The sequence below is a fragment of the Janthinobacterium sp. BJB426 genome, assembly GCF_002735705.1.
In the GTDB taxonomy this organism is placed as follows: domain Bacteria; phylum Pseudomonadota; class Gammaproteobacteria; order Burkholderiales; family Burkholderiaceae_D; genus Janthinobacterium.
In genome coordinates, this window is the sequence record NZ_PDZL01000013.1 from 118,700 (window position 1) to 132,864 (window position 14,165).

10 protein-coding genes are annotated in these 14,165 nt (G+C 60.5%); all 10 read right to left on the reverse strand.

The genetic code is table 11. The features are described 5' to 3' along the window. Window positions 1–18: 18 nt before the first annotated feature. Window positions 19–678: a hypothetical protein gene (locus CSQ93_RS19855; RefSeq protein WP_099379510.1), complete on the reverse strand. Its 660-nt coding sequence runs from the start codon at window positions 676–678 to the stop codon at window positions 19–21. An 84-nt stretch (window positions 679–762) separates the two neighbouring features. Further along, window positions 763–1,029: a PAAR domain-containing protein gene (locus tag CSQ93_RS19860; RefSeq protein WP_099379511.1), complete on the reverse strand. Its 267-nt coding sequence runs from the start codon at window positions 1,027–1,029 to the stop codon at window positions 763–765. Window positions 1,030–1,042: 13 nt separating this feature from the next. Continuing rightward, window positions 1,043–2,659, reverse strand: a complete 1,617-nt coding sequence (locus tag CSQ93_RS19865) for a type VI lipase adapter Tla3 domain-containing protein (RefSeq protein ID WP_233516268.1) — start codon at window positions 2,657–2,659, stop codon at window positions 1,043–1,045. Between the two features lie 57 nt (window positions 2,660–2,716). Then, window positions 2,717–5,017, reverse strand: a complete 2,301-nt coding sequence (locus tag CSQ93_RS19870; protein WP_099379513.1) for a T6SS effector phospholipase Tle3 domain-containing protein — start codon at window positions 5,015–5,017, stop codon at window positions 2,717–2,719. Between the two features lie 18 nt (window positions 5,018–5,035). Then, entirely contained in the window at window positions 5,036–7,831 is a 2,796-nt protein-coding gene (locus tag CSQ93_RS19875) for a type VI secretion system Vgr family protein (RefSeq protein ID WP_099379514.1), read from the reverse strand. 199 nt (window positions 7,832–8,030) lie between these two features. Further along, on the reverse strand, window positions 8,031–9,026 hold the full coding sequence (locus CSQ93_RS19880; RefSeq protein ID WP_099379515.1) for an extracellular catalytic domain type 1 short-chain-length polyhydroxyalkanoate depolymerase: 996 nt from the start codon (window positions 9,024–9,026) through the stop codon (window positions 8,031–8,033). Between the two features lie 84 nt (window positions 9,027–9,110). Beyond that, window positions 9,111–11,321, reverse strand: a complete 2,211-nt coding sequence (locus CSQ93_RS19885) for a TonB-dependent receptor (protein WP_199534460.1) — start codon at window positions 11,319–11,321, stop codon at window positions 9,111–9,113. Window positions 11,322–11,469: 148 nt separating this feature from the next. Continuing rightward, the gene (locus tag CSQ93_RS19890; protein WP_099379516.1) at window positions 11,470–12,276 is read right to left on the reverse strand and encodes an alpha/beta fold hydrolase; all 807 of its coding nucleotides are present in this window, start codon (window positions 12,274–12,276) and stop codon (window positions 11,470–11,472) included. Window positions 12,277–12,392: 116 nt separating this feature from the next. Beyond that, window positions 12,393–13,031 carry a TetR/AcrR family transcriptional regulator gene (locus CSQ93_RS19895; RefSeq protein WP_199534461.1) on the reverse strand — a complete coding sequence of 213 codons (639 nt, stop codon included), beginning with the start codon at window positions 13,029–13,031 and terminating at the stop codon, window positions 12,393–12,395. A 107-nt stretch (window positions 13,032–13,138) separates the two neighbouring features. Then, the gene (locus CSQ93_RS19900) at window positions 13,139–14,095 is read right to left on the reverse strand and encodes a bifunctional helix-turn-helix transcriptional regulator/GNAT family N-acetyltransferase (protein WP_099379518.1); all 957 of its coding nucleotides are present in this window, start codon (window positions 14,093–14,095) and stop codon (window positions 13,139–13,141) included. Window positions 14,096–14,165 lie beyond the last annotated feature (70 nt).

The following is a 14,165-nucleotide window of genomic DNA, read 5'->3' on the forward strand; positions in this document are numbered from 1 at the left end:
GGGCAAAGGGCGAGCAGTCTACAGCACTGGCGGGCAAGTCACATTCCACGCGTCATACTGGGCGCCGCTCTTGCGCAGCCAGACGCGGGCGTAGCTGTCGCGGTCACTCTTGAACACCAGCGCATAGCGCTCTTCGGCACGCGGTGCGGCCGTGCCCACATCGACGGCCGCCAGCGCGAACTTCAGTGCCCGCAATGGGGCACATGCCGTGTTACCCGCCATCAATAATCGCGCCCGCTCCAGCAACGGCTTCTGGTACAACAACACGCCTTCCAGTTCCGCATCGGGAATGCGCTGCAGCATGCGCACGGGTTCGGCCACCGCACGGCAAGTGCCCCGGTCGAGCCAGGCGTAATACTCCATGCCCGCCTCCTGCCAGCGCGCCTGCTTGCCCTCGCCGTGCAGCACGAACTTGGTGCGCTGTGTCCGGCACAGCGCACCATGGCCGCGATACGGCGACGTTTCCACGCTGCCCACCACTTCGCTGCCGCGGCCGCCCACCACGGGCACGCTCTCGAACACGGTGCGCGCAGCCGGCTCGCCCGGATATTGCTGCGCATAAAATTCCAGCAAGGACGCGCGCTGTTGTGCATCCACCACCGCCTCGGCGGCACTGGCAGACAGGCACACGGCCGACACGACACACAGCGCCAAGGGGCGCACGAAATAAGCTGGCATGGCATTCCTTCAATCGGAGTCAAGGGCGGATATCGCCCAAGCGCAGATTATATAGTTACTAGGAAATGGCAGGCAGACGCGGCGTCAGGAGGTGCGGAAGTTGACGCCGCCAGCGAGTAACTTGGCGCCACAGGTGGTGGTATCGCCTTCAAAGGCGATAGCGATACCGTTGATGGTGTGCCGCGACGAGCCGCTGGCGATCTTGCAGCCTTGATGCCCCTTGATGGGGCAGCTGCACAAGTCCCCGACGCAGGCGACGGCAATGCCATTGACCGTAAAATGCGTGGCGGCACAACTGAGCACCTTGCCGCCATGCGACGTGGCGTCGCCCAAACGGATGACTTTACGCATGCTGCCTCCCGTTCTACTTGCCCACCGAGCTTTCCAGGATGGCTTCCACCGATGGGGCCGCATAGTTGGCCGGATCGACAGCGGGCGTGACGCGGCTGCGGAAGATATCGCCATTGGCATCCTGCTGCTGGCGTTTGGCGTCCGATGGCGGCGTGATGAGGATGATGCTGGCCTCATTGCCGTCGCGCAAATTAATCGCGGCAGTGGCGCCGCCATCGCGATAGCTGCCCATCACGCCAATGGCCATCTGCATGAACCAGGTGGCCGCACCGGTATTGCCCAGCCGATGATCGGTATTGATGAACTGTGCGCTCTTGCTGCTGTCGATTTCCGGCCCGCCTTGTGAGGCATAGTCATGCAACATGCCTTCGAGCATCAGCAACTGTTCCGGCTGATTTCCCGTGCCGGCCACGATGCGCGCCGGCCCCTTGCCGCGCTCGGCTACCGGCAAGGTCTGCAACGCCTGTTGCCAGCCCGCATTGAACATCTTCTGGCGCTGGTCACGCCGCGTGACGGGCTTACCCTCCTCATCCGCAAATTTGACGAATACGGGCCGGTGCACGAAACCGAACGAAGGCAAGCGGTCGAAGGTTTCCATCTGGTCCCGGTTCCAGGGAATGGGAAACCACGGCGTCGGCTTCCAGTCACGCGGAGGGCGATTTTCCCAGGGATTGAGTTTATCGAACGTATGCAAGCCCACGCCGCGGATATCGGGCCGCTGGGCGAAGGCGGCGGCGGCGGTGAGCCATTCGGCGACGGTGGGTTGACGTTCGCTGAAGGCTTCGGGTCGCTGCTGTTTCGCGCGTGAAGGAAGTGATTGCATCAGTTCGTTGTACATGGCGCGGAGTTGTTCCCTAACGAATTTATTCGCAGGGTCATCCCAAACAAATGGGCGCAACGGTTCTATTCGTTCGCGGCGTGCCAGGATGAATACTGCCGTGGCATCAGGCATATCCGGTATGAAATATCCGTTTACCAATTTCCTTGCGGTGCCTGGCTTCCGGTTGCCATCCCGTGTACCAACGCTGTCCTCGGAGTGCAAGGCGACGTAGGGTACGTCAGGATGCTTATCGAAAAAATCAAAAACATCAATAAGCAATTGGTCAGGATGTTCATCCAGTTTCCATGAAGCCAAGGAAAATAGATGCAAGGGCATGCCCCCCGTACCAGCGCCAGCCACGAGTCCTGCCATCGGCTCAATCAAGCTCGGTTGTGCCGCCGGGTCAAGAATGGGTGTACCCGCATAAAATGACGGCAGGTTCCAATACATCGGAGTAAAATTAATGCCATTTTCCAGCGCATCGTAGGCCCTGCTGCCGCCTTCCCCATCCTTATCATCACCCGTCCACGGATATTTCCTGGGGTCTTGTTCGCGTATGCTGGTGTAAGGACTGCCTTTTTGTAAGACATCCCACAGCTTTCCTTGCCGATACTTATCCAGGGTAACGCCAAGTCCAATCACCTCCAGCACGTACTCTTGCCGTGGCCCCACAGGCACCTTTGGCTGTTTCGCCTGCAACTGTAACGCTATTTCACGCGCCTGACTCTTCGATAAGGCATTGAGCCACAACAAACCAAAAAATATAATTACAACAACTATCGACATTCCCAACCAACGAAGCGTCATCATGGCCATCACCTTTTGGTCTGCAATCCCGGAGAAACGATAATCAATCAAAGCAAGTTGCTACCGACGAGGCTTCGACAATTCATTTATTTTGCTTTTTCGCTCACTACTCACTACCTTTATATTTTTGGTTTGTGACACTACAATTTTCCACAACGGCCCTGATAGCAAGGGCAATCCTACAGGCAAGATTCCTGTGTTGTAATAGTCAATGCTGCCATTGATTGCAGTACTTCTCCATCCGGGTTCTACGGATAAATATGGCGCGAACTCCAATATGAACTTTTCTTTTATCCGTATTCCCTTACGCCCTTTATCGCCGTTCTTCAGGTCCTTCACCCGCCAATCTGCCACCGCACATAGATACGCATAGAACAGTGGATCGGATGACGCCTTGCCGCTGCCAATCGCCACGTCATACGCGGTCACCTGGCTATGATTTTTCGCGCTACCGATAATCGAACTGTGGAAAGATCTGGCACTGACTTCCCGCTGCCAGCGCAAGCGCGCCTCGTTCGGGCTTTCCTGAATTTTCGCCACGACATTGCTGTCAGGGTAGCGTTGCGCCGAGACAATTTCGCGTTGATCGAGCTTGTCTTTCACGTCCAGTCCTTTTTCCTTGTTGTAGCTTGCCGTCATCAATGCCAACTCTCGTAGACTCAGGTATTCCACCCGTTCGGGAAACTTTTGATAACCGCCCGGATCAGGGCGATACTCGCTGCGTAGCTGCATGCCGCTCCCGCTGGTCGGTGCCACCGACGCATCGCAGGGATCGACTTCCTCTGCGGGTCCCTGATCTGCCACGGTACGGTTTCTCATCATGGACGTTGCTGGAATATTGGCGGGATCAATTTGCGAGGTGCCACGCAAGTCGGCCGGTACCGGTTGTTTCAACGCTTCGCCAGTGATGGTGCGTACGCCATTACGCTGTTCCACTTTGCTCAACTTGGTATTGACAGGCCAGGCCACCGCTTGATGTTGTGCGCGGTGTTTTCGCAGAGAAACCTCCACATGCGACTGCTCGGTTTCCGTCGGCAGGCGCAACGGGAAGTCAAAAGGTGGCGGCTTGCCTACCAACGACACCGTAGTCTTTCCCGTGGCCGGATCCAGCCGGGTCTTGTTGCTGAATACCCGCTGATAAAATCTGCCACCCAGTTCTGCCAGCGCTCCGCGAACCTGCTTGTGTTCCACCATCTTGGTATGTCCGGAGGAAATACTGTACCCATCCAGACTGGATGTCTCCTCTTCTTCCACCAATTCACTTCCCAATGCATGATCGGGCACGCCATCCCATCCTATTCCCTGGATGTTATCGAGCGCCACCGTCATGTCTTCAGGGCAAAAATACAGATAAACCTTGCGGCGGTTGTCGCGGTCTTCGGCGCCCTGCCAACGGCTGCCAACCATGCCGCGATGCTCATCCTTTTTCAAGTCGGCAAACGGCGGCTGGCAAGCCTGGCCGTTGCCTTTCGCCACACCGGCCACGATATTCACCAAGGTCTTCAGGCGCGCACCCATGGTCTGCGCGCCACTGAGCAAATGGTAATAGGGCTTCATCGCTGCATCTTCGCCGCCATCGAACCAGGCGGCTCCTCGCATCAACAGAGGCAGGCTGTCCACCAGGCTGTATGGCGGATGCGTGAGTATCAAATTGTCGGCCGGTGCCAGCCCTTTTTCCATCAACATGGCCTGCGCCAGCAACGACAACAGACAGCCCTGACTGTGCGCAACGATGCTGACGGTGTCCTGGGCATCATAATCGCGGATCATGGAAATGAGCGCGGCCAGCCGCTGCGCCGCCAGTACCATATACATGCGCCCGGGCGCCGTCTTCAGCGGACGCAAGGCATCGCCCATGGGGTCCGCAGGCGCATACATGCCCGGACGCCACATGTCGGGCAAGCTGCTGGTGGCGTTGCCAAACGGCCCGCCTTCCTTGGATAAATCCTTGTCCAAGCGATTACCGTAGCGATCGACAAACTGACCATTGATGGTGCTACTCTTACCTTCCACTTCACGGTAGCCCCAGTAAAACGGAATCACGGGGCTATCGGTATCCTTGGCTATCGTGCGCTTGAAAAAGACAGCGTCGGGATCGTCTTCCAGCCTGTCCTTGTCCGCCGCCACGGGCATGCGGTAAGAAGCTGGCGTAAAGCCGCGCCCCAGCCTTTGCGTCAAGCCTTCGCACAAGCCATGTTCCACCGCCTTGTAGCTGACGCCCACATCGTTGACGCCATGGATGACGATGATATTGCCCGGCAGATTACGGCGTACCTTCACCTTTTTGCACACGCTGCGTTCGCAATGCAGGATCGCAACATCCTCGCCCACGACGTACGGTACTTTCGGATAGCTGCCCATCGCACTCTCCTGGCGTCATCAATCCTTGTTATTGAATACTTCGATGGCGGCCAGGTGCATCGCGGCGCGCTCCAGCACGTCCGTCTTGCCGCTCCCATCACTGCGCCCATCGGCCGCTGAACCATCGCCCAGTTTCACGGCAAAGTGCGCTTGCGGCGCCAGCTGTGGTGTTGGCGGCACGCCATCAACGAGACTGTCGTCGCCTTCGTACTGAAAGATGAATTGCTGGTCGGCCTTGCCCTCGGCAAAGCTTGGCAATTGCACCTCCATGCTCTGCGGGTCGTTGAATACAAAGTTGGGCGCATTGAAGTTCAGCGGCGACTTGCTGCCAAAGGTGATGCCATCGGCGATGCGGATGAAAGCGCCATGTTTGGAAATCAACACGATTTCATCGGCCATGCCCGTCAGCTTGCCGTCGCTGGCCGTGAGCTTCAGGTTTTTTGCCGCGTTGAGGTCCATGTCGTCATGCTGGCTTTGCAGCAGGAACTTGCCATGGTGGGCGATGGCGCGGATGCCATCCGCATGGGCAAACAGCGAAATGCCCTTGCCCGCGTTCACGCTGTAGCGCTGGCCTGCCACGGCTTGCAAGTGCTGCTGCGCCACCGTATCGATATTGCTGACGGCATAACTGACGATGGCTTTCGAACTGGCAAAGCTGATGCCGGCGGGCGCCGTGACGGCAATCGCCGCCGCACCACCCAGTTCGGCACGGGGCTGCGTATTGCTGCCGCCCTCCCAGCCTTTCAAGCTGTGTTGCAATTCCTGCTGCGCCTGGTCTTCCTGCTCCAGCGCCTGATGCGTCGCCGCATAGCTGCCCAGCGAGCGAAACAAGTCCAGGCAGTTTTCCATCAGACCCAGATATTCGCTGCGCGCCATATGGCCGCCATCGCCATTCAGGCGCTTCCAGGCCGAAATCAGCATGCCCTTGCCCGCCCGCATGGCCAACTGCTCGTCGGTGCGCAATTCAGCGCCCTCGCCGCGCGCATCGCCCTGGCCGTTGCGCCGGTCCTGCGTCAGCCAGCCCAGGTTGAGCTGTGTGGAACCGTGATCGCTGGCAAGCTGGGCATTGATTTGCCCATGGACATCGTCAAAACGCAGCTGGTTGCCACGCGTGCCCTTGATTTCGCGGCTCTTCATGCCGGACAAATAACGGTTGCCGGGCAAGTCGCCTGCCTTGCTCAGGGCGACCGGCTGCGCGTTGTCGTTATACAACTGGCCCACGATAATGGGCCGGTCCGGGTCACCTCCAAGAAAGGCCAGCAAGACTTCGCTGCCCACGCGGGGCAAGCCCAGATAGCCGCATTGCTGCATGCTGCCGTGACCGTTTCCCGCCCAGCTCGACGCAACCCGCACCCAGGCCGAATCGGCATCCGTGTCGGAGGCGCCCGTGCCGCCTGCATGCTCGTGGTCCAGCTTGCGCGTGGCGGGAAAGCGGACCTTGACCCTACCCATCGCGTCGCAATGGACTTCCTCATTCGCCGGCCCCACCACCACGGCGCTTTGCATGGTGACTGGCGGCAGGTCGATGCGCGTGTCATAGGCTGGAACGATGGGCACGCCGCGCCGCACGGCAGTCAGTGCAATATGCATGCGCAAGGGGCCGTCGTCCACTGTCGCCGCCAGCTCGCGCTGCGGCAGCGATGCGTCATCGGCCAGCCAGCGGTTACGCGCAAACAGGCGGACCACCCTGGCGGCAAGCTCCCTGGGTAAATTATTCTGCGCCGCCACCTGCAGCGATGTGACGACAAAGTCGCGCTCGGCCGCTGGCAGGGCGCCGATGTCCGGGTGCTCGGCCAGGCTGAAGTACTCGCCCGGGCACAGGTCGCGCACGCTGCCTTCGGCGTGAAAGCAATGGCTCTCGTAATCATGCTGCTGCATGGCCAGCATGCCCAGCTGGCACAAGGCCTCATGATCGTTGCCCGCGCGCGGCGGCAGCACGCGGTAATCATCAAACGTGGCGGCAATCGCATTGCCATGCATGCCCTGCTGCCCCCGTCCCAAGGCATCGGCGGTCATGAACGGCCGCGCGCGCGGGTGTTCTTCATTCCAGCTATGGCGCGTCACCTTGCCCGCCTGCAGCTTGCGCACTTCGCTCCACGACGTCAAGGTGTCGCGCTGTTCCGTCGCGCGGTCCGCGTGATAACGCACGGTATCAGCCATGTTTTTCCGCAAGCCATCGGCATGGTTGAATAGCACCAGGGTATGCGCCGGCTCGGCATGTGCATCCGTATTGCCCTCGGCACGAAAAAACCAGGCGACGCCGCTACGCTTGAGCAGGCGCCGTACGAAGGCTGCATCGGACTCATTGTGCTGCATGACAAATTCACGCTGCGGATACGTTTGCGCCTCGAAGAAATCGGCAAACGCATACTGGAAAGCATGTGCCAGCACGGTATTGCTGCGTATCCATTCATCAAGCAAGGTCTTGACGATCTCGATATCAGACAAACGCCGGAAGACACGCGTGTTGCAGCGCTTTTCCATGATGGCGAAAGTGTCCGTCAGCACCAGCTGATAGCTGGCCATCGCGCCATCGCTGTCGCCGGCACTTGCTTGCGTGACCAGGCCGCAGATACTGCGCAGCTGGCCCTGGTCGGTGACAATATCGATAGCGGCAGGCAAGGCAATCAAACTACTGAGCGGCAAGTCGGCATGCGTCGAGACACACAGCACGCGGTACAAGATACCGCCACAGATGGCCTCGCTGCCGGCGATACGCTGCGGTATCAGCACGCCGGCAGGCACCTTGGGCGAAACACCCAGGCGCAGGCGCAGCGGTCGCTCGGCACCCGATATCGACTCGTCACCGTCCATGGCATTCTCCTCATTCGCACTTGCATCGAATCAAGCTGGAGAACCGACAATGCCATGGGATGGCAGGGAAATACTTGATATTTAGTAAGAACCCGCCAAGGTTCCCACTACTTGCATCAACCTTTGCCGCCTGGCCAGCAGGGCGGAGGCTTGAGCAGCACAATGGGTGCATTGTTCAAGCTGCAAGTTCCTCACGCCATCAGCGCTGGTAATTCTTGAAGAAATTCCAGCTGATCACGGTGGCGTCCGGGCCCAGCTCATCGCTGAATGGCCAGCCGGGAGGGCCACCGCTCCACGCGTGGTTCATGCCCTCGACGGTGTACTTTTGCGCGATGACGGCGCCGTTGTGCAGATACGTGTCGATGGAGTAACTGCGGCCATACGGCACCGTCTGGCGCACGATGCTGTCGGCACGGTAACGCACGCTGTCATTGTCGAGGCCATCGTCGCCATAGTCGCTGGTCTGCAGGAATTGCTCGATGGTTTGCTCGCCGTTGACGGGGTTGACGACGATGTCGGACGTGCCGTGGAACACCATCGTCGGCATCAGCCGGCGCGGCGAACCGGAGCAGCGCCAGGCATCCTTGCCCCGTACTTTCGGGTCGAACGAGCTGCCGTTGAACAGCGAATCGGCGGCCGTGAGCATGCCGATGGCGCCCTTGTACATGCCGCCCGAATGCACCATCACGGCGGCGAACACGTCGGAATAACAGGCGGCCATGATGGAGGCCATGGCACCGCCGGCCGAGATGCCCGTCACGTACACGCGGCTGTCCTGCACCGCATACTTGCTCTTGACCTTGTTCAAGATGCCCATCAGCACGGCAGGTTCGCCCGTGCCCCGTTCCTGGTTCAGCGGCAACATGAAATTCCAGCAGCGCATGGGGTTGGCCGTGGCGTTCTGGCGCGGATAGACGACGATGAAGTTTTCGCTGTCCGCCAGCTGGTTGTAGCGGCTGACGGCCGCCATGCTGTTGGGCTCGGAACCACAGCCGTGCAGCATCAGTACCACGGGCAGCGGCGTGTTCGGATTGTAATTGCTCGGTAGCCAGACCTGGTATTCGCGCGTGCCCCACAGGCTCGCGTACAGGCCGAAATCCCACTGCCCGGCGGCAGCCGGCAGCGCGGCCAGCAAGCCGCAGGCGGCGATGAGTGCAGATAATAAATGACGCAGTTGTTGATTCAGATGTGCCATGCCAGTCTCCTGATTATTATTAACGACGAAAACAGCGACAACGAACCGGCTTGAAGCCCGTCAAGCCGGCACTTCTACAACCCCTTAAAATTTGTAGCCTGCCTTGGCGATGATCTGGCGCGGCGGGCCATAGAAACCGTCGAGGATGAACACGGCCGGAATGTTGTAGCCATCCGTGCGATAGCGCTTATTACCCAGATTGCTGCCATGCAGGCTGAAGGTCCAGTTCTTCGGCGCTTCCCACACGACGCCTGCCGTCCAGATGCTGTAGCCGCCCTGCGCCAGCGTTTCGCTCAAGTCCGTGGTCGGGTAAACCTTGCTGCGGTAGCCATAGCCGACCATGCTGCGCAAGGCGCCGCCGAACACGTCGCGGTCCGTGCGCGTCAGGTTCAAGCCCACTTGCCGGGCTGGCGTATTGCTGAACTTTTGCGTATCCGCAATGTTCTTGCCGCCGCTCATGAACTCGTCATAATGGGCATTGAGCAGCGCGAGGAAGCCGTTGACTTCCCACTGGCGGTTCGGCCGCCACGAAAATTCGAACTCGGCGCCTTTCACGGTCGCCTTGCCCGCGTTCGTGAAGTCGCCATAGAAGCCCGGCACGCCGCCCGGCTGTACATAGCTGGTGAATACCGACAACTGGATATCCTTGTAGCGGTTGTAGAACAGGGCCACGTTGGCGTCAAACGTGTCGTCCGGCGCCGCGTACTTCATGCCCACTTCCAGCGCGTCAAGTTTTTCATCCTTGTATGGCCGAGCCGAGTCCGGCACCACCAGGTTGTTGGCACGTACGTTGTAGCCGCCCGACTTGAAGCCGCGCGACAGGTTGCTGTAGAAATTCGTCGTCTTCGACGCTTCGTAGCGCACGGACAATTTCGGCGAGGTATTGCTGACCGACAAGGACTTGTCGAAGTCGGCCGCCGTCTGGATGGGCCGCGTAAAGCCCACGTCGGCAAAGGCGCGGTTCAGCACGATGGCGCGTTTCTCCTCGCGCGTATGGCGCAAGCCCGCATTAATGCTCCACACCTTGCCCAGCGGCCAGGTCCAGTCCGTGTACAGCGCCGTGCTGTCCGTTTCCACCGTGCTGACGGCGGCCGTGAACTGGCGCCCCAGGAAGTTGTTGTAGATGCCGCCGCCCGCCGTGCCTTCGAAGCGGTACAGGCCGATCACGCCGGCGCCATAGTCGCCGCTGTATGACGCCTGCAATTCCAGGCTTTTCTGCTCGTCGCGCGAGTCGCCGAACACGTCGGCGATGGGCTGCGGCAAGCCGTCAAAGTCGATGGTTTGCTCGGACGTGCTGCGCCGCTTGGCGCCGATCACTTTGACAGACCAGTCATTCGACAAGGTGTAATTGGCCACCAGCGAGCCGCCCCGGTTGTGCGTGAAATTGTTGCCCGGCATGCCGCTCTGGATATCATACGCATCCTTGCTGGCCGGCCGCTTGAGCGGATCGAAGGCGCTCACGCCCATGCGCTGGAAACCGCGCACGCCCGATTTGTCGTCCGTGGCGTCCAGGCTCAGCACGACGGTGAGAGGGATGTCCTGTGGAAAATAGCCGACGGACAGGCGCGCGGCCGTGCTGTCCTGGTCGCTGACCTGCTCGCCATTGAAGGTGTTGCGGCCGAAACCGTCGCGGTCCAGCTTGGCGGCCGCCAGGCGCGCGCGCCAGGTGCCGCTCTCGTTGGCCAGGTTGAAGGCCGCCTTGAAGTTGCGCTGGTTATAGTTGCCGATACCCACTTCCGCCGACGCGCCGTTTTCCTTCGCCAGCGGACGCGAGATGTACTTGATGGCGCCGCCGATGGTGTTCTTGCCGTACAGGGTGCCTTGCGGGCCGCGCAGCACTTCGATGCGCTGCACGTCAAACACGTCGAGCAGCGCGCCTTGCGGACGGGCCATGTAGACGTCGTCAAAATAAATGCCCACGCCCGGGTCCACACCCCAGACGGGATCAGCCTGGCCCACGCCGCGAATGAAGGCCGTCAGGGTGGTGTTCGTGCCGCGCGAAGCGTACACGGTCAGGTTCGGCACGCGCTCCTGCAAGTCGGCCAGGTTCTGGATATTCGCCCGTTCCAGGGCCTTGGCGGAAAACGCCGTGACGGCCAGCGGCACGTCCTGCAGGCGCTCTTCGCGGCGGCGGGCAGAGACCGTTACGGTTTCCATGCGTTCTTTCGCATCGCTGGCTTCCTGGGCGCTGACGGCATTGGCAGCAGCGGGGCTGGTTTCCTGCGCCTGGGCCTGGGTGGCAAACGCGCCAGCAACGGCGAGGGCGGCGGGCATCAATTTCAAAGCAAGTTTCATAGCGTCTCCAATGTCAGGCTTGCTTACCGCCAGGGAAGACGGCCGGATTCCAGAATCGCAAGACGTAACGGTACCCGCGCGCGCAATGCGAGCACCTGCCCTGCGATGACTGTTTCCCGGCCCCCGGCCCGTGCGGCGAGTGGCCTGTTTATTTTGAATTTATGGTAAGGAAGGACTGCAACAAGGTATTCACACGCTGCGCCTGGTCCAGGGGCGTGGCGTGGCGCGAGTTCGCGATGATCTCGATCTCGCACTGCTGAAACTGTGCGGCAAAGGCCCGCTTGCTGGCGACGGGCGTGTAATCCTGGTCGGCCGCCATGATGAGGACGGGCATGGCCAGGGCCTGGAAGTGAACATCGATATCCCAGTGGAAAATGGCGTCCAGCGCGGCCAGGTAGGCGCGCTTGTCCATGCCCTCCATCTGCGTGGCGAAGCGCTCGACGAGGGCTTGCTGTGCAGGATCGGGAAACAGTTTCTTGCCGATGATCTTGCCCATGGCTTTCAGACCAAAGGTGGCGATCACCGTGCGGCGCAGCCAGTAGGCAAACAGCAGCGCGGCCGGTTTGCTGCCCTGGAACGGCTGGGAATTGATCAGGCACAAACTGGCCACCCTGCCTGGCGCGCGGTTGGCCATTTCCAGGCCCACCATGCCGCCCAGGGAAAAGCCGACGATGTGCGCGCGCGGCACGTCGAGTTGGTCCATCAAATTGAAAAGGTCATTGGCGAAGTCGCCGATCTGCCAGTCGCCGTTGGGCGCCGGACTGGCGCCATGGCCGCGCAGGTCGGGCACGATCAGGCGATAGCTGCTGCCGAGAGCGTCGATCTGCGGACGCCAGTCTTCGGCGCAGGAGCCGAGGCCGTGCAACAGAAACACGGGCTCGCCCTGCCCCGTCTCTGTGCCGGAACCCAGGTCGAGGTAATGCAATGGAACATCGGATGTCGTGTGACGCCGCATTCTGTCTCCTTGCTGTTGAACATGCTTTGTGTTCAGGTGCAGGAATATATTTTCCTGCTGTTGGAAAACATAATACGGAATCCGAATTCCGATTTCAAGTTAAATCGCTAAATAGTTCAAGTCAGGTAATTTAATGCAACACGCACCAGCTCATCCTCGAGTGCGGCCGCCGACAGGAAGGACAGCGAGCCCGACAACACGTGCTGGTTCAGGATGCCCAGCAGCACGGGCGGCACCACCATCATCGCCTGCGTGGGGTTCGGGTGGCGGATGCTGGACGACTTGCTGGCCAGCACGGCGACCGTGCGCTGCGAAATCAGATGGTTAATCTGGTGCACCTTGTCGCGGAATTGCGCATCCTGCGAGCAACGCGTGATCAGGGCGCGCAGCACGCCGCGCCGGCCCGTGTTGACGGCCACGAACATGGCCACCATGGCGCGGATGAACTCTTCCAGGCTGCGCCCTTCCCACTGACGCAGCTCCGTCAGGGTCTCGACCTTCTCCACCATGTCGGAAAAAAAGCGCTGCAGCAGCAAGCGGCTCAACGTATCCTTGTCGCCCAACAAACGGTAAAACGTGCCCACCGAGGTTTCCGCCAGCCTGGCCAGGTCGGCCACGCCGATTTCATCGAAACGGTTTTCCGCCAGCAACTGCTCACCCACCAGCAGCAGGCGCTCGAAGGCCAGCTTGCTGCGCGCCTGGGTGGGCTCCGGTGGAACGATCAACTGCGGGAAGGGCATCGGGAAGGAAGGCATGCGGCGTCGGCGTCTCGAAATAGTGGAACCTGGGTTCCGTTATGGGTGCGCGTATTGTAACGCGGGAGACGGCCGATGGGGAGCACCGCGTGGCGCCCTGGCGTGCGCTACCTGCCCTGCCACTCCATGTAGACGTCGGCGCGCTGGTAATGCGCATCGCCGGCCGGCCGCGCCACGTGCTTGAAACCGCTGCTTTCATACAGGCGGATGGCCGGCGCCAGCTTGCTGTTCGACTCCAGGAACAGCAGTTGCGCACCGCTGGCCTTGAAAGCATCGAAAGCGCGTTCGATCAGCCGGCGCGCAATGCCCAAGCCCTGGCACTCAGGCGTGACGGCCATCTTCGATAACTCGATGCTGGCGTCGCCGGCGCGGATCAGGGCGCAGGTACCAACGATCTTGCCATCGAGGCGCGCGAGGAAAATCTGCCCGCCGTCATCGAGAATCGAGCGTTGCGGATCGGACAGCACCTTGTCGTCCAGCGCCTCGACATAGAAATAGCGTTCCAGCCATTCGATATTCAGGCGCTTGAAATCGGCCGCGTAGTGCGCGGCGTAATCGATGATCTCCACGGCGGCCCGCTCGCGCCGGCGCCGGCAGGCGGCGATCGTCTCGCCGAAACCTTGCGCCTGCAAGCGCGCTTCGGCCCGGTCCAGACTGGCCATCAGCTGCGGCGTGCCCTGCTCGAACACGCTATCGACGGCCGCGCGCACATCGTCCCACAGGGGTGCCATATTGCGCAGCAACGCTTGCCCGGCGTCGGACAGCGCCAGCAGGCGGCGGCGCTCATCCTTGGCGTCCGGCATTTCCGTCACCACGCCAGCATCCAGCAGCTTGCGCCCCAGCTGCACCACCACCGGATGCGTCTGCCCGATCTGCACGGCCAGGGCCGTGATCGCCGTCGGGCCGTTGTCGCGCAGCAGCAATAACAAGGGAAAACAACGTGACGTCAGCTCGACGCCGGCAGCCAGATAGCTGGTATCGACGCCGGCATACAGTTGATCGGAAAGACGGCGCAGGCGGCTGGCCAGCATCAGGGAGCCGTAGGTTTGCAAGTTGGAGGACATGTTTGGAAGGATATATGTAAGTAGTTACGTATACCCTAACGCAAACCTGCATTCCAGGTCAAGAGGCAGC